Below are 21,591 nucleotides of genomic sequence, written 5' to 3' on the forward strand. Positions count from 1 at the left end.
CTCAGTCGATGTAACGCTTGAGCAGGTCGCCGTACGCATCGATGCGGCGATCACGCAGGAACGGCCAGATGCGGCGCACGTGCTCGCTGCGCTGCAGGTCGACATCGCACAGCAGCACGGTGGCGTCGGTGCCGGCCTCGGCCAGGAACTCGCCCTGCGGGCCCAGCACGTGGCTGTTGCCCCAGAACTGGATGCCCGACGCGCCCAGCGGCGAGGCTTCGTGGCCGACGCGGTTGCAGCTCAGCACCGGCAGGCCGTTGGCCACGGCATGGCCGCGATGGCTCAGCACCCAGGCGTCACGCTGGCGGGTCTTCTCGTCCTGCACGTCGTCCGGGTCCCAGCCGATCGCGGTGGGGTAGAGCAGCAGTTCGGCACCGGCCAGCGCCATCAGGCGCGCCGCTTCCGGGTACCACTGGTCCCAGCAGACCAGCACGCCGAGGCGGCCCACCGAGGTGTCGATCGGGGTGAACCCGATGTCGCCCGGGGTGAAGTAGAACTTTTCGTAGAAGCCCGGATCGTCCGGGATGTGCATCTTGCGGTACTTGCCGAGCAGGGTGCCGTCCTTCTCGAACACCACGGCGGTGTTGTGGTACAGGCCGGCGGCGCGGCGCTCGAACAGCGAACCGACCAGCACCACGCCATGCTTCTTCGCCAGCGCGCCCAGGCGCTCGGTGCTGGGGCCCGGAATCGGCTCGGCCAGGTCGAACTCGTCCACCGACTCGTGCTGGCAGAAGTACGGGCCGTTGTGCAGTTCCTGCAGCAGCACCAGCTTGGCACCCTGCGCAGCCGCCTCGGCCACGCGTGCTTCGATCACCGCCAGATTGGCGGCGGCGTCACCGTGGTTGCGCTCCTGGATCAGGGCGACGGTAAGGGGGCTGCGCGAGTTCATGCGGGGCGTTCCTGCGGGGGAAAACCTGCATGTTAGCGCGGATGGATGGCGACGGCGTGTTGCGCGCTGAATGGGTGCTGGTAGTGCCGGCCGCTGGCCGGCAATCCCGTGGATCCATCAGGCATTGCATGGTTGCCGGCCAGCGGCCGGCACTACCAATCCTTAAGCCTTCAACAACCCCGCCGGCAGCTGCATGGTGATGCAGTGCAGGCTGCCGTTCTGCCAGATCAGCGAGCGGCAGGGCACCTGCACGATCTCGCGGCCCGGGTGCGCCTTCGCCAGCACGTCGCGCGCCAGGTCGTCAGCCGGGTCGCCGTAGGCCGGCATCAGCACCGCGCCATTGACGATCAGGTAGTTGGCGTACGACGCGGCCAGGCGGCGGCCTTCGTCGATCACCGGCTGTGCCCACGGCAGAGGGAACAGGCGGTACGGCTGGCCATCCTTGGTGCGCAGCGCGGCCAGTTCATTGCCCATCGCCTGCAGCTCGGCATAGTGCGAGTCGCTCTCGTCGTCGCAGGCCTGGTAGACGATGCTGTCGGACGAGGCGAAGCGGGCGAGGGTGTCGATGTGGGCGTCGGTGTCGTCGCCTTCCAGGTAGCCGTGGTCCAGCCACAGTACGCGGTCCTGCTGCAGCCAGTCGGCCAGGTCGGCACTCAGGCTGGCGCGGTCGCGGTCCGGGTGGCGCTCGTGCAGGCACTTCCAGGTGGTCAGCAGGGTGCCTTCGCCATCGGTCTCGATGCCGCCGCCTTCCAGCGCGAACGGAATGCTGCGCACCGGTGCGTCGTTGAACACGCCGGCCTGGTCGAGCACGCCCACCAGCTGGTCATCCAGGGTGGCGTCGAACTTGCCGCCCCAGCCGGTGAAGCGGAAATCCAGCAGCTGGAAGCCGCCATCGGTGCGGCGCAGCGTGATCGGGCCGGAGTCGCGCAGCCAGGTGTCGTCGTAGGCCGCCGTGGTGAAGTGGACCTTGTCCATGTCGATGCGGTTGGAGCGCAGCCGCATCTCGGCATAGGTCTCCACGTCGTCGTCGGCCACGCAGATCAGCACCGGCTGGAAGCGGGTGATGGCCGCGACCAGGGCGATGTAGGTCTCTTCCACCTGGCCCAGGCGCTCGGCCCAGTCGGTGTCGGCGGTGGGCCAGGCAATCAGGACGCCGCTCTGGGCTTCCCACTCGGCAGGAAAACGAAGGGTCTGGTTCATGGTCTCGCTACACAGGCCCGCCCACGGCGGGTAGTAAAGGGATCAACGGATCGGTGGTTTCGGGCCGACTTCGTTCGGGTCCGCCTGGTTGGCCACCACGTCGATCACCTTCTGCTTCTCGAAGTAGACGGTGAACTGCGGGTAGACCCAGCGGTTGATGGTCGGCCATTGCCGTTTCTGCCCGCCGCGCGGCTGCAGCTGTTCGCTTGGCGCACCGAACTGCGCCTGCACCTGCTGCATGCTCTGGCCGCGCACGGGCAGGGCACCGGCCGGCTTCTCGCGGGCACGGTCGACAAGCAGGGTATCGGCCAGCGCCGGAGTGGCGGCAGCCAGGGTGGCCATCACGGCCAGGGCGGACAGGTAACGCTTCATCTCGATCTACTCCCCAGTGGTCAAGAACGGCGATTACAGCAAAATCGGCAGGAAAAAGCCGCATAAAACAAAAAACCGCCCGAAGGCGGTTTCTTGCATCGGGTCGGCCCCGCGTAGGGCCAGCCGCAGCCGGAAGGCTGTGAGGCTTAGCGCTGACGCGCCTTGAAACGCGGGTTCGACTTGCAGATGACGAAGATCTTGCCACGACGACGCACGACCTTGCAGTCACGGTGACGGGCCTTCGCCGACTTCAGGGAGGACAGGACTTTCATGGCATACCTCGGCGTAAACAGTAGTTGTTCGGGTGGAGCGTGGCCGCGATATGCGAAAGACAATCGGCAGTTGACGCTCGTTCAAGCCCGCCATTCTACCGGGCTTTTCCTCATGGTTTCAAGTGGTTGCACAAAAGATCCCGCTGGGGGCGTCGGGCAGGGGCTAGAATGACCCCTTCGAACGCTCTGGGAACCCCATGAATCCACTCGCTCCCGTCCTGACCATCGACGGCCCTTCCGGGGCTGGCAAGGGTACCATCAGCCGCATCATCGCGCGCCGGATGGGCTGGCATTACCTGGATTCGGGCGCGCTGTACCGGGCGGTGGGCGTGGCTGCGAGCTGGGCCGACATCGATACCTCCGACGCGTCGGCCCTGGTGCGCTGCACCTTCGATACCCACGTTCAGTTTGTTGAACAGGGCGAGTCGATGCGGGTCATGGTGAACGGTACCGATGCGACCGACGAGCTGCGCCTGGAGACCACCGGGGCGCTGGCCTCGGCCATCGCGGCCATTCCCGAGGTGCGGGCTGCGCTGAAAGAGCGCCAGCGCGCATTCAGGGAGCTGCCCGGCCTGGTCGCCGACGGCCGCGACATGGGCACGGTGATCTTCCCGGACGCCTCCTACAAGGTCTTCCTGACCGCCAGTGCCGAGGAGCGCGCCGAGCGCCGGCATAAGCAGTTGAAAGACAAGGGGGTTTCTGTTAACTTTGATGACCTCCTGCGCGAGATCATGGCCCGCGACGCCCGTGATGCTCAGCGTACCGTGGCGCCCCTGAAGCCGGCAGACGATGCTGTCCTCATCGACACCACAGGCATCGGCATCGCAGATGTCGTTGCCAGAGTGATGGATCTGCTCCCGGTTCCGGCTGCCTGATCCGTTCGCGCGGGAGCACTGCCAGCAGCATCGGTGGTGGTCGCGCATAGCAGTGCTGTACCAGCTCCGTCGCGCAATGATGCGTGGCGGTTTTCCTACTACACACGACCTGCGTTTCCGGGGTCGACCAACAGGCGGGCGGTCGCCATTCCCCTGAAGGGGACGCCACCGACCCATGTGTCCAACAGAGTAAATCTAATGACCGAATCATTTGCCGAACTGTTTGAAGCCAGCCAGGCCAACCTGGCCAAGCTGAAGCCGGGCGCCATCGTCAGCGGTACCGTTGTTGAAGTCCGCGGCGACGTCGTGGTGATCAACGCTGGCCTGAAGTCCGAAGGCATCGTGCCGATCGAACAGTTCCGTAACGACGCTGGCGAAATCGACGTCGCCGAAGGCGACATCGTCAAGGTCGCCCTCGACTCGATCGAGAACGGCTTCGGCGAAACCGTCCTGTCGCGCGAGAAGGCCAAGCGCGCGATGGTGTGGGACGAGCTGGAAGAAGCGTTGGAAAAGAACGAAACCATCACCGGCCGCATCAGCGGCAAGGTCAAGGGTGGTTTCACCGTGGACATCAAGGATGTCCGCGCCTTCCTGCCGGGTTCCCTGGTCGATGTGCGCCCGGTGCGCGATCCGGCCTACCTGGAGGGCAAGGAACTCGAGTTCAAGCTCATCAAGCTGGACCGCAAGCGTAACAACGTCGTGGTCTCGCGCCGCGCTGTCGTCGAAAGCGAGCACTCGGAAGAGCGCGAGCAGCTGATGGACAAGCTGCAGGAAGGCGCGATCCTGAAGGGTGTCGTCAAGAACCTGACCGACTACGGCGCGTTCGTGGACCTGGGCGGTATCGACGGCCTGCTGCACATCACCGACATGGCGTGGAAGCGTGTGCGTCACCCGTCGGAAGTCGTGAACGTCGGCGACGAGCTGGACGTCCGCGTGCTGAAGTTCGACCGCGAGCGCAACCGCGTTTCGCTGGGTCTGAAGCAGCTGGGCGAGGATCCGTGGGACAACATCGGTCGTCGTTACCCGGCCAACAGCCGCGTCTTCGGCAAGGTCTCCAACGTCACCGATTACGGCGCGTTCGTCGAGATCGAGCCGGGCGTCGAGGGCCTGGTGCACGTCTCCGAGATGGATTGGACCAACAAGAACGTCAACCCGTCCAAGGTTGTGCAGGTCGGTGACGAAGTTGAAGTCATGGTCCTGGACGTCGACGAAGAGCGTCGCCGCATCTCGCTGGGCATGAAGCAGGTTGCCGCCAATCCGTGGGAAACCTTCGCTGCCACCCACAAGAAGGGTGACAAGGTGTCGGGCCAGATCAAGTCGATCACCGACTTCGGCATCTTCATCGGCCTGGACGGCGGCATCGACGGTCTGGTCCACCTGTCCGACATCAGCTGGAACACCACCGGCGAAGACGTCGTTCGCAACTTCAAGAAGGGCGATACCCTGGACGCCGTCGTCCTGGCTGTCGATCCGGAGCGCGAGCGCATCTCCCTGGGCGTGAAGCAGCTGGAGCAGGATCCGTTCGGCCAGTACATGGCTGCCAATCCGAAGGGCTCCAAGGTCGAAGGCGTGGTGAAGGAAGTCGACGCCAAGGGCGCGATCATCGAGCTGGCTGACGGCATCGAAGGTTACGTCTCGGCACGCGACATCGCCAACGAGCGCGTTGACGACGCCACCCAGCACCTGAAGGTCGGCGACAAGGTCGAAGCGAAGTTCGTGGGCATGGACCGCAAGGGCCGTACCCTGCAGCTGTCGATCAAGGCCAAGGACGACGCGGAAATGCGCGAAGTGCTGGAGGAATACCAGTCCTCTTCGGCTTCCAGCGGCACCACCCAGCTGGGCGCGCTGCTGCGTGCACAGCTGAACGGCAACAAGTCCGAGTAATCGGCCTTACGCTGTACGTTGTTTCCTGGACGGCCCGGGCGTTTGCCCGGGCCGTTTCAGGCTGAGATGCCCTTGATGTGAGCCGGTGATGACCAAATCCGAACTGATCGAAATCCTTGCGCGCCGCCAGGCGCACCTGAAGGCCGATGATGTCGATCTGGCGGTGAAGTCGTTGCTGGAAATGATGGGCGGTTCGCTGTCCGCCGGGGATCGCATCGAAATCCGTGGTTTTGGCAGCTTCTCGCTGCACTATCGTCCGCCGCGCCTGGGTCGCAACCCGAAGACCGGCGAATCGGTTGCCCTGCCGGGCAAGCATGTTCCCCATTTCAAGCCGGGCAAGGAGCTGCGCGAGCGGGTCAGCAGTGTGCTGCCGCTGGACGCCGATCCGGCCTGAGCCTCCCGTCGCGCCACCGCGTGCGAATACCGCGGCGAGTCGGATAAGCTACGACCTCCTGCCACTGGAGCTGTCGCATGAAGGTTTTTCGTCTGCTGGTCCTGCTGGCGGTGCTGCTTCTCGGGTTGATCATCGGTGCCATGAACATGGACGAGATGACCATCAACCTGGTGTTCACCCAGCTCAAGACCTCGATCGGCGTGGCGATCATCGCTTCGCTGCTGATCGGCGTCATCGTCGGTGCGGGCCTGGTGCTGGTGAGCGTGGTCATTCCGCTCTACGCCCAGCTGCGCCGTGCCAACAAGTCGGTCGCCACGCCCGTGGCCCCGGTTTCCCCCTCCCAATCTTTTGATGGACGCTGATCGAAGATGGATTTCGTCACCGAGTGGTTCTGGTTCTTCCTGTTCGTTCCCCTGGCGGCGCTGGCCGGCTGGGTAATCGGTCGGCGCGGCGGGCAGCGTCACGGTGACAGCCAGGTCAGCCGCCTGTCGAGCACCTATTTCCGGGGCCTGAACTACCTGCTCAACGAGCAGCCGGACAAGGCCATCGAGCTGTTCCTGCATATCGCCGAGCTGGACAAGGAAACCTTCGAGACCCAGGTCGCGCTGGGCCACCTGTTCCGCCGCCGCGGCGAAGTCGACCGCGCCATCCGCCTGCACCAGGGCCTGGTCAACCGCCACGATCTGAGTGATGCGCAGCGCGTGCAGGCCCTGCTGGCGCTGGGCGAGGACTACATGAAGTCCGGCCTGCTGGACCGTGCCGAGACCGTGTTCACCGAACTTGCGCAGCTGGACCAGCGCGCCCCGCAGGCGCTCAAGCACCTGATCGGCATCTACCAGGCCGAGCGCGACTGGGAAAAGGCGATCGACAACGCGACCCGTTTCGAGGACGTGACCGGCGAGCCGATGGGCAAGCTGATCGGTCAGTTCGAGTGCGAGCTGGCCGAGCGCTTCCGTGGCGCCGGCAAGCTGGAAGAGGCGAGGGCAGCGATCGCCCGTGCCTACCAGGCCGATGCGATGTCGGTGCGCGCGGGCATCATCGAGGGTCGCCTGGAGACCGATGCCGGCAACGCCGAAGCCGCGGTGCGCGCGTTCGAGCGCGCGGCCCGCAACGATCCGGAGTACCTGCCCGAGCTGCTGCCGGCGCTGATGGCGAACTATCGCAAGGTCGGTGACCTCGCGGGCGCGCGTGCCTTCCTGTCGGAAATGACCGAGCACTATCGCGGCATCGCTCCGGTACTGGCGTTGACCCGGCTGATGGAAGAGCAGGAAGGCGTGGCGCCGGCCCGAGCCTACCTGGGGCGCCAGCTCAAGGATCGTCCGTCGGTGCGTGGCGAGTCCGCACTGATCGACCTGACTCTGGCCGAAGGCGCCGACTCCACGGCCACCCTGCATGACCTCAAGCACATCACCGATCAGTTGCTGGTGCGTAACCCGGCCTACCGCTGCACCCGCTGCGGTTTCGGAGCGCGGACGCATCACTGGCAGTGCCCGAGCTGCAAGGAGTGGGGGACGGTCAAGCCGCTGCTGAACTACGCGGTGCTCTGATCCATGCCGTGGTTCGTGATGGGGGCGCTGCTGGGGCTGGCCCTGCTGAGCGCAGCCCTGACCTGGGCAGCCCGTGGCTATGCCGTGCGGCAGCAGTTGATGGACCAGCCCGGCGAACGCCGCAGTCATAGCGTGGCGACGCCGCGCGGCGGTGGTATCGCCATCGTCATCAGCCTGCTGGTTACGGCGGGCGTGGCCATGGTGGCCTGGCCGCACGCCGCGCCGAGCCTGCTGGTCGCCAGCCTTGGCCTGGTCCTGGTGGCCGGCATCGGCTGGTGGGACGACCACAGGCCCCTGCCTGCCCTGCGCCGCCTGCTGGTGCATTTCATTGCGGCAGCGCTGCTGGCCATGCTGGTCAAGGCCAACGGTGGCAGCTGGCTGCTGGCCGGGCTGGTGCTGCTGTTCACCGCCTCGCTGATCAACATCTGGAACTTCATGGATGGGATCAACGGCATTGCCGCCAGCCAGGCGATTGTTGTCGCATTGGGACTGGCGCCGCTTCTGCCCTGGCCCTATTCGCTTGCGGCCCTGGCATTGGGCCTGGCCTGCCTGGGCTTCCTGCCGTTCAATTTTCCGCGGGCGCGGATCTTCATGGGTGATGTCGGAAGTGGCGCGTTGGGCTATGCGGTGGCGGCCGTGCTGGCCATCGCCAGCGTGCGCACGGACATCAACTGGCTCCTGCTGCTGGTGCCGGCCTCGGCTTTCCTTGTGGACGCAGGCTTCACACTGCTGGCGCGCATCATTTCCGGACAACGCTGGATGGAACCCCATACCCAGCATGTCTACCAGCGCGCGGTGCAGGCAGGAGCCAGCCACGCCCGGGTGACAGGGATGTACTTTGCTTTGGGCCTGTTCAGTATTACAGTGACTGTTGTCTGCTCCAAATTGCAGCCGAGGTGGGAGGCTGTCGTGGCGATCGCGTGGTTCAGTGCGCTGAGCGTCCTCTGGCTCCTCCTGCGCAATGGATTGCGCCATCGACAAGGAAATACCTGACTTATGGCTTCACCCTGGCGGGACAGAATCCTCGGCCTGATGCCGCGTTCGGCCATCGTCTGCCACGACCTGTTCATGGTCTGGGCATGTTGGCAGCTGCTCCACGCGGGGCGCTACTCGATCCTGCCCAACGCGCCCGAGCTTCCCCTCTGGAATATCGACACCACGCTGGTACTGCTGCTGCAGGGCCTGGTGTTCTGGCGCGTCGGCCTTTACCGCGGACTGTGGCGGTTTGCCAGCGTCAGCGACCTGCTGAACATCTTCAAGGCCAGCTTCATCGGCATGGTCGCGATCGTGCTGGTGCTGATGTGGAAGCGCTTCGATGGCGTGCCGATGTCGGTGCTGGTGATCTATCCGTTCGCGCTGTCGGCCCTGCTGGGCGCGCCACGCCTGCTGTACCGGGCCTGGAAGGACTACCAGGCGCTGCAGTCCGATTCCAGCGCACGTCGTGTGCTGATCCTCGGTGCCGGCCAGGCGGCTGAGACGCTGGTGCGTGACCTGCGGCGCTCGGGCAACTTCGAGCCGGTCGGCCTGCTCGACGACGCCCCCCATCTGCGCGGGGCCAAGCTGCAGGGCCTGCCGATCCTTGGCACCCTGGACGACGCGCCCACCGTGGTCCGCGAGACCGCGGCCAAGCTGCTGGTGATTGCCATCCCCTCGCTGGATGCCGCCGGCATGCAGCGGATCGTGGCCATCTGTGAAAGCACGGGCGTGCCGTTCCGCACCGTGCCCAAGCTCAGCGACATCCTGCAGGGCCAGTCGCTTCCCGGGCAGCTGAAGGAAGTGGCGATTGAGGACCTGCTCGGCCGCAAGCCGATCATGCCGGACTGGAACCTGATCCGTGGTTGGCTGGGCGGACGTACGGTGATGGTGACCGGCGCCGGTGGCTCGATTGGCTCGGAACTGTGCCGCCAGTGCGCGCGCCATGGTGCTGGCCGGATCATCCTGCTGGAGATCAGCGAACTGTTGCTGCTGACCATCGAGGGCGAACTGCGCCGCAGTTTCCCCGATGTCGAGATCGAAGCCGTGCTGGGTGACTGCGGTGACCCGGCCGTGATCCGCCATGCGCTGTCGCTGCATCCGGTGGATACCGCGTTCCACGCGGCGGCCTACAAGCATGTGCCGGTGCTGGAGCGCCAGCTGCGTGAAGCGGTGCGCAACAACATCCTGGCGACCGAGAACGTGGCCCGGGCCTGCCTGGAGGCGCGCGTCGAGCATTTCGTCTTCATCTCCACCGACAAGGCGGTGGACCCGGTCAATGCGCTGGGTGCCAGCAAGCGCTATGCCGAGATGATCTGCCAGAGCCTGGACCAGAAGTCCACGCACACCCGTTTCGTTACCGTGCGTTTCGGCAATGTGCTGGCCTCGGCCGGCAGCGTGGTGCCACTGTTCCGCGAGCAGATCCTGCGCGGTGGGCCGGTGACCGTTACCGATCCGGAAGTCAGCCGCTACTTCATGACCATCCCGGAGGCCTGCCAGCTGATCCTGCAGGCGGCTGCGTCGGCATCGCACGGTGCGATCTATACCCTCGACATGGGCGAGCCGGTGCCGATCCGCGTGCTGGCCGAACAGATGATCCGCCTGGCCGGCAAGCAGCCGTACAAGGACATTCCGATCATCTATACCGGCCTGCGCCCGGGCGAGAAGCTGCACGAGACGCTGTTCTATTCGGACGAGGACTATCGTTCAACCGCGCACCCGAAGATTCTCGAGGCCGGCGTGCGCACGTTCTCGCGCGACCTGGTGCTGGGTAATGTCCCGCGCCTGCGCGAGGCGATTGCCAGCTACGACACTGCCAGCATCCAGGAGATCCTGTTTGCGACCATGCCGGAGTTTTCGCCAATCGCACAGGATGCTTACATTTCATCCGCTAAAGTCCTGCCTTTTCCGGCACGTGAGGCCAACAGGTACCAATGAGCAAGCGAATCCGCAAAGCGGTTTTCCCGGTGGCAGGGCTGGGGACGCGTTTTCTGCCAGCAACCAAGACCGTGCCGAAGGAGATGCTGCCGATCATTGATCGGCCGCTGATCCAGTACGCCGTGGATGAAGCCATCGAGGCCGGCTGCGATACGTTGGTGTTCATCACCAACCGCTACAAGCATGCAGTCGCCGACTATTTCGACAAGGCCTACGAGCTGGAACAGAAGCTCGAGCGCGCCGGCAAGCAGGAACAGCTGGAGCTGATCCGCCACGTTCTTCCGGAGGGCGTGCGTGCGATCTTCGTGACCCAGGCCGAAGCACTGGGCCTGGGGCATGCGGTGCTCTGTGCCAAAGCCGTGATCGGTGACGAGCCGTTCGCCGTGCTGCTGCCGGACGACCTGATCTGGAACCGCGGTGCGGGTGCGCTCAAGCAGATGGCCGATCTCAACGAGGCCAGTGGCGCCAGCGTGATCGCCGTTGAAGACGTGCCGCACGAAAAGACCGCCAGCTACGGCATCGTGGCCACCGAGGCCTTTGATGGCCGCAAGGGCCGCATTTCGGAGATCGTCGAGAAGCCGAAGCCGGAGGACGCGCCGAGCGACCTGGCGGTGGTGGGCCGTTATGTACTGAGCCCGAAGATTTTCGAGTTGCTGGAACAGACCGGCAGCGGTGCTGGTGGCGAGATCCAGCTGACCGATGCGATCGCGCAGCTGCTGAAGACTGAAGAGGTCGATGCCTATCGATTCGAGGGCACCCGCTTTGACTGCGGCACGCACCTGGGGCTGGTGGAGGCGACGATCCGGTTCGCGCTGGATAACCCGAAGCTGGCTGGCCCGGCGCGCGAGAAGCTGGCGGCGATGCTGGCGGAGTAAGGTTTATCAGGCGCTCCGTGCTGCGCCTTGATTGATACGTGGGGGAGGGGGCGGATGGCCCTCTCCAAAACACGCCAAAGCCCTTCCATGGTGCTCGATGGCGCCATCCATGGCGCCAACGGTTTTGGAGAGGGCCATCCGCCCCCTCTCGATAGTTTCCGTGTTGCGCGGACGGGAAGGGCGGAATCAAGGGCAAGAGCAAAAGCAAAAAGGCAGCCAGTGGCTGCCTTTTTTGCTTGCTGGGGTCAGATCCCTTTGCTGCGCAAAGGGCTCTGACCCCAGCTCTTGATCCTGCCTTTGCTCACCCCTCCGCCGCAGGGAGGCTGGAAGGGCCGGGTCGGCAGGGCTGCCCGGGACCGTTGGCGCCATGGATGGCGCCATCGAGCCCCCATGGATGGGTTCACGGCGTGTCCCGGGCAGCCCTGCCGACCCGGCCCACGCCATGAAGCCCAACGAGGCAGCGCCTTGAACCTTACAGCGCCTCGAAAATGCCCGCCGCGCCCATGCCGGTACCGATGCACATCGTCACCATGCCGTACTTCTGCTGGCGACGACGCAGGCCGTGCAGCAGGGTCGCGGTACGGATCGCGCCGGTTGCGCCCAGCGGATGGCCCAGGGCGATCGCGCCGCCCAGCGGGTTGACCTTGCTCGGGTCCAGGCCGCAATCACGGATCACCGCCAGCGACTGCGCGGCGAAGGCTTCGTTCAGCTCGATCCAGTCCAGCTGGTCCTGGGTCAGGCCGGCCTGCTTCAGCGCCTTCGGGATCGCGGCGATCGGGCCGATGCCCATCACTTCCGGACGCACGCCGGCCACCGAGAAGCTGACGAAACGCGCCAGCGGGGTCAGGCCGTAATCCTTGATTGCCTGCTCCGAAGCCAGCAGCACGGCGCCGGCGCCATCGCTCATCTGCGAGGAGTTGCCGGCAGTGACGGTGCCGCCGAACTGGCCGTTGCGGAATACCGGGCGCAGCTTGGCCAGGCCTTCGGCCGAGGAATCCGGACGCGGGCCTTCATCGGTGTCGGCCACCTTGTTGCGGGTGATGATGCGCTGGCCATCGGCCAGGTCCGGCAGGTGCGAGACGATCTCGTACGGGCTGATCTCGTCCTTGAAGTCACCGTTCTGGATCGCGGCCATGGCCTTCTGGTGCGAGGCGAGGGCGAACGCATCCTGGTCTTCGCGCGAGACCTTCCATTCCTCGGCCACCTTCTCGGCGGTGATGCCCATGCCGTAGGCGATGGCGACGTGGTCGTTGTCGAACACGCTCGGTGCCATCGCGATCTTGTTGCCCATCATCGGCACCATCGACATCGATTCGGTGCCACCGGCCAGCATCAGGTCGGCGTTGCCCAGGCGGATCGCGTCGGCGGCCTGCGCCACGGCCTGCAGGCCGGAGGAGCAGAAGCGGTTCACGGTCTGCGCGGCGATGGTGTTGGGCAGGCCGGCCAGCAGTACGCCGATGCGCGCCACGTTCATGCCCTGCTCGGCTTCCGGCATGGCGCAGCCGATGATCGCGTCATCGATGCGGTTGACGTCCACGCCCGGTGCCTGTGCGACGACGCTGCGCAGCACGTGCGCAAGCATGTCGTCGGGGCGGGTGTTGCGGAACATGCCCTTGGGCGCCTTGCCCACCGGGGTGCGGGTGGCGGCGACGATGTAGGCGTCCTGGATTTGCTTGGTCATTGCAGTGATCTCTTGAATAGGGGTTGGAAGAGGTTGCCGGCCAGCGGCCGGCACTACCGATGTCTTCCGTCAGTTCCGCAGCGGCTTGCCGGTCTTCAGCATGTGCGCGATGCGGGCCTGGGTCTTTTCCTGCTGGGCCAGTTCGACGAAGTGCTTGCGCTCCAGGGTCAGCAGCCACTCTTCGTCGACCAGGGTGCCGCGGTCGACCTTGCCGCCGCACAGCACGGTGGCGATGCGCTCGGCGATCTCGTAGTCGTACGGGCTGATGAAACGGCCCTCCAGCATGTTGACCAGCATCATCTTGAAGGTGGCGATACCCACGTCACCGGCCACCTGGATGCGGCGTGCCGGCAGCGGCGGACGGTAGCCCGCTTCGGCCAGCGCACGGGCTTCGGCCTTGGCGATATGCAGCGCCTCGTAGCTGTTGAACACCACCTTGTCGGTGCTGCGCAGCAGGCCCAGTTCCTTGGCGTTGACCGCCGAGTTGGACACCTTGGCCATCGCCACGGTCTCGAAGGTCTTCTTCAGTTCGGCGAACACGTCACCGCCCGGACCGGCGGCCTGCGAGGCACGCACGGCCAGTTCCTTCAGGCCACCGCCGGCCGGCAGCAGGCCCACGCCGGCCTCGACCAGGCCGATGTAGCTTTCCAGGAAAGCCACGGTCTTGGCGCTGTGCATCTGGAACTCGCAGCCGCCACCCAGGGCCAGGCCGCGCACGGCAGCCACCACCGGCACCAGCGAGTACTTGATGCGCTGGCTGGTGCGCTGGAAGTTGGCGACCATCTCTTCGAACTGGTCGACCTTGCCGGCCTGCAGCAGGCCGAGGGCACCGGCCAGGTCGGCACCGGCGGAGAAGGGTTCCTTCTGCTGCCAGATCACCAGGCCCTGGAAATCCTTCTCGGCGCGGCTGACACATTCTTGCAGGCCATCCAGCACCTGGTCGGACACGGTGTTCATCTTGGTCTTGAAGCTGACCACGGCGATGCCGTCGCCGTCATGCCACATGCGCAGGCCGTCGTTCTCGAACACGGTCTCGCCCGGCGCGAACGTCTCGCCCAGCAGCGGATCGGGGAAGCGCTGGCGCTGGTACACCGGCAGCGACGAACGCGGCAGCTTGGCGTTGCGCGACGGGCTGTAGCTGCCCTCGGCGGCGTGCACGCCGTCGCGGCCATCGAACACCCAGTCCGGCAGCGGGGCGTTGCTCATGCTCTTGCCGGCGACGATGTCATCGGCGATCCACTGCGCAACCTGCTTCCAGCCAGCGGCCTGCCAGGTTTCGAACGGGCCCAGCGACCAGCCGTAGCCCCAGCGGATGGCCAGGTCGACGTCGCGCGCGGTCTCGGCGATGTCGGCCAGGTGGTAGGCGCTGTAGTGGAACAGGTCGCGGAAGGTCGCCCACAGGAACTGCGCCTGCGGGTGCTGGCTCTCGCGCAGCTTGGCGAACTTCTCGGCCGGGTTCCTGATCTTCAGGATCTCGACCACTTCCGGTGCCGCGCTGCGGTCGGCCGGGCGGTAGTCCTGCTTCTCCAGGTCCAGCACCACGATGTCCTTGCCGACCTTGCGGAAGATGCCGGCGCCGGTCTTCTGGCCCAGTGCACCCTTGGAAATCAGCGCCTCCAGCCACTTCGGCGACTTGAAGAATTCATGCCACGGGTCGTTGGGCAGGGTGTCGCCCATGGTCTTGATGACGTGGGCCATGGTGTCCAGGCCGACCACGTCGGAGGTGCGGTAGGTGGCCGACTTCGGGCGGCCGACCAGCGGGCCGGTCAGGCCGTCCACTTCATCGAAGCCCAGGCCGAACTGCTGGGTGTGGTGGATGGTGGACAGGATCGAGAACACGCCGATGCGGTTGCCGATGAAATTCGGGGTGTCCTTGGCGTACACCACGCCCTTGCCCAGGGTGGTGACCAGGAATTCTTCCAGGCCTTCCAGCACGGCGGCATCGGTGGTGGTGGCCGGGATCAGCTCGGCCAGGTGCATGTAGCGCGGCGGGTTGAAGAAGTGCACGCCGCAGAAGCGGTGGCGCAGCTGCTCGGGCAGCACGTCGGCCAGCTTGTTGATGCCCAGGCCCGAGGTGTTGGAAGCCAGCACGGCGTGGTCGGCCACGAACGGGGCGATCTTCTTGTACAGGTCCTGCTTCCAGTCCATGCGCTCGGCGATGGCCTCGATGATCAGGTCGCAGTCCTTCAGCTGCTCCAGGCCGGACTCGTAGTTGGCCGGGGTGATGGCTTCGGCCAGCGACTTGCTGGCCAGCGGCGCCGGGCTCAGCTTGCCCAGGTTGGCGATCGCCTTCAGCACGATGCCGTCGGCCGGACCTTCCTTGGCGGGCAGGTCGAACAGCACGGTGTCGACGCCAGCGTTGGTGAGGTGGGCGGCGATCTGGGCGCCCATGACGCCGGCACCCAGCACGGCGGCGCGGCGGACTAGCAGGGAATTGGACATGGTGTAGGGCCTTTGTTGGTCAGCAGTTACTGGGTGGGTCACACCCGGTGGAATCACGGGGAAGCGGGCAGGGCGCTGGCGCGTGCGGCGGCGCGGAACCCGGCTTCGGCGAAATGGATCAGTTCGTGGGCGGCATGGGCACGATGCGCCGCTTCGGTGACACCGGCGGGACGCTTGATCAGCCCGAAGTCGGCCATGGCATAGGTGAGCGAGCCGGCCAGGAAGTCCAAGCGCCAGTACAGCTCTTCCTTGCTCAGGTCGGGCGCGCATTCGGCAATCGCCTTGCCGAACGCACGCAGCACGTGGCCGTAGTGGTCCGACAGGAACTTGCGCAGGTTGTCGTTCTTCTCGGCGTAGGCGCGCGCGATCACGCGCACGAAGGCACCGCCGTTCTGGCGGTCCTGGGCCAGCGCCAGCGCCGGCTCGACGAAGGCGGCCAGCACCGGGCGCAGCTGCCCAGGATGTTCGCTGCGGGCGCGCTCGAGCTGCGCCAGGCGGGCGCCGGTCATCTCGTCCATGCGGCGGCGGAACACCTCGTTGACCAGGTTTTCCTTGGAGCCGAAGTGGTAATTGACCGCCGCGATGTTGACGTCGGCCTGGCTGGTCACCTGGCGCAGCGAGGTGCCGGCGAAACCGTGCTGGGCGAACAGCTCCTCGGCGGCACCGAGGATGCGGTCCTTGGTCGAGAAGTGGGCGGGCTTGGCCATCGGCGGGCAGACCTTAATCAAACGATTGTTTGATACTAGGACCAGACGGTAGCGTATGGCATTTTGCAGTGCAGCAAAAATGCCCGGGGCGGTCAGAATCCGCTCAGGTGGGTGAATGGGCGCAAAGGGTAGTGCCGGCCGCTGGCCGGCAACCGTGGGCAGCCCGGCGGGCGCCAGCCTGCCGGCCAGCGGCCGGCACTACCACGCCAGCCCTTTATCTTTTACAATTCGCCTACGTTTATCAGGCTAAGCCCGCGTCCCGACGCGGGTTTTTTTCATGTTACCCTTCGGGCCATCAGCGGCCCGATTCCATTGGAGACATCCCATGGCGCTGGAGCGCACCCTTTCGATCATCAAGCCGGACGCCGTTGCCAAGAACGTCATCGGCGAAATCTACGCCCGCTTCGAGAAGGCCGGCCTGAAGGTCGTGGCCGCCAAGTACAAGCAGCTGTCGCGCCGTGAAGCCGAAGGCTTCTACGCCGTGCACCGCGAGCGTCCGTTCTTCAACGCGCTGGTCGAGTTCATGATCTCCGGCCCGGTGATGATCCAGGCTCTGGAAGGCGAGAACGCCGTCCTGGCCCACCGCGACCTGCTGGGCGCCACCAACCCGAAGGAAGCCGCTGCGGGCACCATCCGCGCCGACTTCGCCGAATCCATCGATGCCAACGCCGCCCACGGCTCGGACTCGGTCGAGAATGCCGCGATTGAAATCGCCTACTTCTTCGCCGCCACCGAAGTCGTTTCGCGCTGAGAGTAATGCCGTGAACGAGGTCGTACAGTCCCCCGCCATCCAGCCGCTGCCGAAGTCGGCACCCACGGCTGGCAAGCAGAACCTGCTCGACCTCGATCGCGCGGGCCTGGAGAAGTTTTTCGTCGAGGTTCTCGGCGAGAAGAAGTTCCGTGCCCATCAGGTGATGAAGTGGATCCACCATCGCTACGTCACCGACTTCGATGAAATGACCGACCTCGGCAAGGTCCTGCGCGCCAAGCTGCAGGCCCATGCCGAGGTGCTGGTTCCGAACATCGTGTTCGACAAGCCCTCCGCCGACGGCACCCACAAGTGGCTGCTGGCGATGGGCGTGGATGGCAAGAACGCCATCGAGACCGTGTACATCCCCGACAAGACCCGCGGCACGCTGTGCGTGTCCTCGCAGGTCGGTTGCGGCCTGAACTGCACGTTCTGCTCCACCGCCACCCAGGGCTTCAACCGCAACCTGACCACCGCCGAGATCATCGGCCAGGTGTGGGTTGCCGCACGCCACCTGGGCAACGTGCCGCACCAGATGCGCCGCCTCACCAACGTGGTGATGATGGGCATGGGCGAGCCGCTGATGAATTTCGACAACGTCGTGCGCGCCATGAGCGTGATGCGTGACGACCTGGGCTACGGCCTGGCCAACAAGCGCGTGACCCTGTCGACCTCCGGCCTGGTGCCGCAGATCGATCGCCTGTCGGCCGAAAGCGACGTGTCGCTGGCGGTGTCGCTGCATGCGCCCAACGATGCGCTGCGCGAGACCCTGGTGCCGCTCAACAAGAAGTACCCGATCGCCGAGCTGATGGCCTCGTGCGCACGCTACCTGCGCGCCAACAAGCGCCGCGAATCGGTCACCTTCGAATACACCCTGATGAAGGGCATCAACGACAAGCCCGAGCATGCCCGTGAATTGGCCCGCCTGATGCGCCAGTTCGACAATGCGGTGCAGGCCAAGGATTCGGGCAAGGTCAACCTGATTCCGTTCAACCCGTTCCCGGGCACCCGCTACGAGCGTTCGGAAGAAGCGCACATCCGTGCCTTCCAGAAGATCCTGCTCGACAGCAACGTGCTGACCATGGTCCGCCGCACCCGTGGCGACGACATCGACGCCGCCTGCGGCCAGCTCAAGGGCCAGGTGATGGACCGCACCCGCCGCCAGGCGGAGTTCAACAAGACGCTACAGGCGGGGAAGGGGAGCGATGCCGCGGCCTGACCGCCTCTGGCTGGCCCTGTTCGCAGGCGTGCTGGCCCTCTCGGTCGGCGGCTGCAAATCCCAACCCAAGGCCAAGCTGGGCCCCATCGTGGCGCCGGTGTACTCGGTCCGCGATCCGGACAACGTCCGCCGCCAGATACGCTGGCAGGATCTGCTCGCACTGGCCGCCCGCGACATGCAGGTCGGCAACCTCGATGCGGCCGAGCGCAAGGCCCGTGAGGCGCAGAAGCTGGCGCCGGAGGCTCCGGATGCGCTGGTGCTGCTGGCCGGCATCGACGAGCGCCGGGGCCGCACCCCGCAGGCCGGCGAGAGCTTCCGCAGGGCCGCCGAACTGGCGCCGCAGCGTGGCGACATCCTCAACAATTACGGTGCCTGGCTGTGCCAGCAGGGCCGGCCGGCCGAGTCGCTAGTCTGGTTCGACCGCGCGCTGCAGGCGCCGGGCTATGCCACGCCGGCCGAGGCGCAGGCCAATGCCGGCGGCTGCGCACTGGATGCCGGCCAGTTTGAACGTGCCGAACGCGACCTTCGCGCGGCGCTGACGACACTGCCTGACAACCCGGTCGCACTCGAGGCGATGGCCCAGCTCAGCTTCCGCCAGGGCCGCTACATGGAGGCCCGGGCCTTCGCCGAACGTAGGATTGCGGCTGCACCCGCAACGCGTTCCGTGTTACAACTTGCGTCTCAAATCGAAGCGCGGCTGGGCGATCGGGCGGCATCTGATCGCTATCTCCAGCGGATTCGACAGGAATTTCCGCAGGAAGCGGGCTCCTAACTCCAGGGTTGATGCATTGTGATTGATGACCAGACTGTGAGCGCTCTCGAGACTGCGGCCGGCTGCGGCACCCGCCTGCGCCAGGCCCGCGAAGCGGCCGGACTGACCCTCGAGGATGTCGGCACGCGCCTGCGCATGCCGGTCCAGGTGGTCAAGTCGCTGGAAGAGGAGCAATGGCAGAAGCTCGGCGCGCCGGTGTTCGTGCGTGGCCAGCTGCGCAGCTATGCGCGCCTGCTCAACGTGGATGTGAGCCAGCTGCTGGAGCAGGCCCAGGTCGGCCCGGTGGTTCCGCCCACCCTGGTCAGCCATACCCATACCCCGCGTGCGCGCCGCATTGCCGAGAACCTCGGCCGGCGCATGCTCTATGTCGGCATCACCGCTGTCCTGGCCGTGCCGGTGTGGTTCGCCACCCGTGGCCACTTCGACGGTAGCGCCACCCCGTCGCCGAACACCGCCTCGCTGGACGCGATCCCGGCCGCCGTGCCGGTGGCTCCGTCCGCCGCGGGCGTCGAGCCGGCCACCCCGGTTGACGTGGCGAGCGCCCCGGCCAGCAAGCCGGCCGCAACCCCGTACGTAGCCTCGCTGGCCCCGGTGCCACGTTCGGCCCCGGCGCCGGCCGCTGCCGCCAACACGTTGGAGATGCAGTTCAGCGGCGACAGCTGGGTCGATATCGGCGGCCCGGACGGTGCCACCGTCGAGAAGGCGCTGATCAAGTCCGGCGAAAGCCGCAGCTTCACCCCGGGCCAGGTGACCCGGGTGACCCTGGGCAACGCCTCGGCGGTCCAGGTTCAGCAGAACGGCGCTATCGTCGATCTGACCCCCTACCAGCGAGCCAACGTGGCACGCTTTCAGGTATCCTCTGAAGGCTCCGTAGTCCCGGTTTCGCACTGAGGCGCGGTTTCACCACCTTCGATTAAACCCAATGGTCCCTCCCGATGGGCGGGGCGAGAGTACGCATGGCGATCGACGATCTGCTCGACGAGCACGAACAAAGTGAACGCGTCCGCAGCTGGCTGCGGAAGAATGGCGCCAGCATCCTTGGTGGCGTGGTCATCGCCATCGGTGCCATCGCCGGCTGGCAGTGGTACCAGAAGGATCAGGGCGGCAAGCTGGCCTCGGCCAATGTCGAGTACCAGAAGGCGCTGCTCGGCCTGCAGCAGAACAAGCTCGACGATGCCTCCAAGGCAGTGAAGGCGCTTGAAGCCGGCCCGTCCAGCATCTACGGCGACCTCGCGGCGCTGCAGCTGGCCAAGGCCCAGGTCGACGCCGGCAAGAACGAAGAGGCGCTGGCCACCCTGCGCGGCGTGAAGGTCGAAGGTGACCTGCAGCGCGTGGTCGACCAGCGCGTGGCCCGCCTGCTGGTGGCCACCGGCAAGAGCGACGAGGCGATCAAGCTGCTGGGCAGCGCCGCCGACAGCAGCAGCCTGGAAATCCATGGCGATGCGCTGATGGTGCAGGGCAAGCGTGACGATGCCCGTGCACAGTACGAGAAGGCGCTGAAGTCGCTGGACGTGGCAGCGCCGCAGCGGCGCCTGCTGGAAACCAAGGTTATGGATGCCGGCGGCACGGTCGCCGCCCCTGCGGAGTCGGTTTGATGAGTCAGAAGGTCATGATCACCCGCGTCGCCACCGTGCTCCTGATGGGCATGGCCCTGACCGGCTGCAGCACCGTGAAGGGCTGGTTCGCCGGCAAGGACGCGGCAGCGAAGAAGGCCCAGGAGCCGGCTGAGCTGGTCAAGTTCGAGCCCAGCGTCAAGGTCAACAAGGCCTGGTCGGTCAACCTCGGCAAGGGCGAGCGCCGCATCGGCGTGCGCCAGGGCCCGGCGGTGGCCAACGGTCACGTGTTCGCCGCGGCGATCACCGGTGGCGTGCACGCCATCGACCTGCAGACCGGCAAGAAGGTCTGGACCTGGGAGCCGAAGAAGGAAAAGAAGAAGCCGAAGCTGCGCCTGTCCGGCGGCCCGGGTGTCGGTGAGAACCTGGTCGTGATCGGCACGCTGGATGGCCAGGTCATCGCCCTGGACATCAACGACGGCAGCGAGAAGTGGCGCGCCCGTGTTCCGGGTGAAGTCATTGCCGCACCGGCCGTGGCCCAGGGCCTGGTGTTCGTGCGCAGCAACGATGGCCGCGTGACCGCCTTCGATGCCGGCAACGGCACCCAGAAGTGGTTCAACCCGAGCGAACTGCCGGCGCTGACCGTGCGCGGCAACGCGCCGGTGGTCACCGGCCCGGGCGTGCTGTTCATCGGCAAGGACGAGGGCGCGGTTGCGGCCCTGGCCCAGCAGGATGGCCGCACGCTGTGGGAGCAGAACATCGGCAACGGCGAAGGCCGTACCGAGCTTGAGCGCATGGCCGACGTTGACGGTGCTCCGGTACTGGAGGGCAACACCCTCTACGTGAGCAGCTTCAAGAACCAGACCATGGCCATCGAAGGCCCGACCGGTCGCCCGCTGTGGGCGCGCGACCATGGCGGTGCCGGTGGCGTGGCGGTGTCGTCCGGCAATGTGTTCGTCACCGACAACAAGGGCGGCGTGTTCGGCCTGGACAAGGCGACCGGCGCGGCGATGTGGTCGCAGACCGAGCTGGCGCGTCGTTCGCTGACCGGCCCGGTGCTGCAGGGTGATTACGTGGTCGTCGGTGACTACAAGGGATACGTGCACTGGTTGAAGACCTCCGATGGTGCGATGGCGGCACGGGCGAAGAGCGGCGGTGACGCCCTGCTGGCCCAGCCGGTCGTCGCAGACGGGGTGCTGCTGGTGCAGAACGTTGATGGCAAGCTGACCGCCTTCCGGTTGGCAAATTAAA

General features: G+C 65.9%; 21 protein-coding genes. 14 read left to right on the forward strand and 7 right to left on the reverse strand.

Annotation, left to right across the window (positions count from 1 at the left end; all coding sequences use genetic code 11):
- Window position 1: 1 nt before the first annotated feature.
- From N5C18_RS11400 to ykgO, 4 genes are all read right to left on the reverse strand, one after another.
- A complete protein-coding gene (locus tag N5C18_RS11400; RefSeq protein ID WP_049442792.1) occupies window positions 2–889 on the reverse strand; it encodes a carbon-nitrogen hydrolase in 888 nt (295 codons plus the stop codon).
- A 162-nt stretch (window positions 890–1,051) separates the two neighbouring features.
- Window positions 1,052–2,089, reverse strand: a complete 1,038-nt coding sequence (locus N5C18_RS11405) for an agmatine deiminase family protein (RefSeq protein ID WP_053511268.1) — start codon at window positions 2,087–2,089, stop codon at window positions 1,052–1,054.
- 42 nt (window positions 2,090–2,131) lie between these two features.
- Window positions 2,132–2,461 carry a hypothetical protein gene (locus N5C18_RS11410; RefSeq protein ID WP_006430960.1) on the reverse strand — a complete coding sequence of 110 codons (330 nt, stop codon included), beginning with the start codon at window positions 2,459–2,461 and terminating at the stop codon, window positions 2,132–2,134.
- A 146-nt stretch (window positions 2,462–2,607) separates the two neighbouring features.
- Complete coding sequence (gene ykgO, locus N5C18_RS11415; protein WP_005409283.1) at window positions 2,608–2,733, reverse strand: type B 50S ribosomal protein L36; 126 nt, start codon at window positions 2,731–2,733, stop codon at window positions 2,608–2,610.
- Between the two features lie 197 nt (window positions 2,734–2,930).
- On the opposite strand from ykgO, the gene cmk reads away from it, so the two are divergent.
- The 8 genes from cmk to galU all read left to right on the forward strand — a co-directional run bounded on the left by cmk (window position 2,931) and on the right by galU (window position 11,218).
- Window positions 2,931–3,608, forward strand: a complete 678-nt coding sequence (cmk, locus tag N5C18_RS11420; RefSeq protein ID WP_008265652.1) for a (d)CMP kinase — start codon at window positions 2,931–2,933, stop codon at window positions 3,606–3,608.
- 198 nt (window positions 3,609–3,806) lie between these two features.
- The gene (gene rpsA, locus N5C18_RS11425; RefSeq protein ID WP_005416230.1) at window positions 3,807–5,492 is read left to right on the forward strand and encodes a 30S ribosomal protein S1; all 1,686 of its coding nucleotides are present in this window, start codon (window positions 3,807–3,809) and stop codon (window positions 5,490–5,492) included.
- An 88-nt stretch (window positions 5,493–5,580) separates the two neighbouring features.
- The gene (locus N5C18_RS11430; RefSeq protein WP_005409286.1) at window positions 5,581–5,886 is read left to right on the forward strand and encodes an integration host factor subunit beta; all 306 of its coding nucleotides are present in this window, start codon (window positions 5,581–5,583) and stop codon (window positions 5,884–5,886) included.
- Between the two features lie 77 nt (window positions 5,887–5,963).
- Window positions 5,964–6,248 (forward strand): LapA family protein, encoded by a 285-nt coding sequence (locus tag N5C18_RS11435; RefSeq protein WP_053511270.1) that lies wholly within the window; start codon window positions 5,964–5,966, stop codon window positions 6,246–6,248.
- 6 nt (window positions 6,249–6,254) lie between these two features.
- A complete protein-coding gene (gene lapB, locus N5C18_RS11440) occupies window positions 6,255–7,433 on the forward strand; it encodes a lipopolysaccharide assembly protein LapB (protein ID WP_053511271.1) in 1,179 nt (392 codons plus the stop codon).
- A 3-nt stretch (window positions 7,434–7,436) separates the two neighbouring features.
- Window positions 7,437–8,426 carry a glycosyltransferase family 4 protein gene (locus N5C18_RS11445; protein WP_279944624.1) on the forward strand — a complete coding sequence of 330 codons (990 nt, stop codon included), beginning with the start codon at window positions 7,437–7,439 and terminating at the stop codon, window positions 8,424–8,426.
- 3 nt (window positions 8,427–8,429) lie between these two features.
- A complete protein-coding gene (locus N5C18_RS11450) occupies window positions 8,430–10,343 on the forward strand; it encodes a nucleoside-diphosphate sugar epimerase/dehydratase (RefSeq protein ID WP_053511273.1) in 1,914 nt (637 codons plus the stop codon).
- The gene (gene galU, locus N5C18_RS11455; RefSeq protein ID WP_053511274.1) at window positions 10,340–11,218 is read left to right on the forward strand and encodes a UTP--glucose-1-phosphate uridylyltransferase GalU; all 879 of its coding nucleotides are present in this window, start codon (window positions 10,340–10,342) and stop codon (window positions 11,216–11,218) included. Before N5C18_RS11450 ends, galU begins: the two co-directional genes overlap by 4 nt.
- A gap of 472 nt (window positions 11,219–11,690) precedes the next feature.
- Here the strand turns inward: galU and N5C18_RS11460 are convergent, their stop codons facing one another.
- From N5C18_RS11460 to N5C18_RS11470, 3 genes are all read right to left on the reverse strand, one after another.
- Entirely contained in the window at window positions 11,691–12,899 is a 1,209-nt protein-coding gene (locus N5C18_RS11460) for an acetyl-CoA C-acyltransferase (RefSeq protein ID WP_006431022.1), read from the reverse strand.
- 69 nt (window positions 12,900–12,968) lie between these two features.
- Window positions 12,969–15,341 carry a 3-hydroxyacyl-CoA dehydrogenase/enoyl-CoA hydratase family protein gene (locus N5C18_RS11465; protein WP_164242793.1) on the reverse strand — a complete coding sequence of 791 codons (2,373 nt, stop codon included), beginning with the start codon at window positions 15,339–15,341 and terminating at the stop codon, window positions 12,969–12,971.
- A 53-nt stretch (window positions 15,342–15,394) separates the two neighbouring features.
- On the reverse strand, window positions 15,395–16,048 hold the full coding sequence (locus tag N5C18_RS11470; protein WP_006431024.1) for a TetR family transcriptional regulator: 654 nt from the start codon (window positions 16,046–16,048) through the stop codon (window positions 15,395–15,397).
- Window positions 16,049–16,373: 325 nt separating this feature from the next.
- On the opposite strand from N5C18_RS11470, the gene ndk reads away from it, so the two are divergent.
- The 6 genes from ndk to bamB all read left to right on the forward strand — a co-directional run bounded on the left by ndk (window position 16,374) and on the right by bamB (window position 21,590).
- Complete coding sequence (ndk, locus tag N5C18_RS11475; RefSeq protein ID WP_008265389.1) at window positions 16,374–16,799, forward strand: nucleoside-diphosphate kinase; 426 nt, start codon at window positions 16,374–16,376, stop codon at window positions 16,797–16,799.
- Window positions 16,800–16,809: 10 nt separating this feature from the next.
- A complete protein-coding gene (gene rlmN, locus N5C18_RS11480; protein ID WP_005409296.1) occupies window positions 16,810–18,015 on the forward strand; it encodes a 23S rRNA (adenine(2503)-C(2))-methyltransferase RlmN in 1,206 nt (401 codons plus the stop codon).
- Window positions 18,002–18,787, forward strand: coding sequence for a type IV pilus biogenesis/stability protein PilW (pilW, locus tag N5C18_RS11485; RefSeq protein WP_279944625.1), 786 nt, complete (start codon window positions 18,002–18,004; stop codon window positions 18,785–18,787). Before rlmN ends, pilW begins: the two co-directional genes overlap by 14 nt.
- An 18-nt stretch (window positions 18,788–18,805) precedes the next feature.
- Complete coding sequence (locus N5C18_RS11490) at window positions 18,806–19,678, forward strand: RodZ domain-containing protein (protein ID WP_049458294.1); 873 nt, start codon at window positions 18,806–18,808, stop codon at window positions 19,676–19,678.
- Between the two features lie 65 nt (window positions 19,679–19,743).
- Window positions 19,744–20,382: a tetratricopeptide repeat protein gene (locus tag N5C18_RS11495; protein ID WP_279944626.1), complete on the forward strand. Its 639-nt coding sequence runs from the start codon at window positions 19,744–19,746 to the stop codon at window positions 20,380–20,382.
- Window positions 20,382–21,590, forward strand: a complete 1,209-nt coding sequence (gene bamB, locus N5C18_RS11500) for an outer membrane protein assembly factor BamB (protein ID WP_040007922.1) — start codon at window positions 20,382–20,384, stop codon at window positions 21,588–21,590. The genes N5C18_RS11495 and bamB overlap by 1 nt, the downstream gene beginning before the upstream one ends.
- The last annotated feature ends 1 nt before the right edge of the window (window position 21,591 follow it).

It is taken from the genome of Stenotrophomonas sp. GD03930, assembly GCF_029839665.1.
GTDB lineage: Bacteria > Pseudomonadota > Gammaproteobacteria > Xanthomonadales > Xanthomonadaceae > Stenotrophomonas > Stenotrophomonas forensis.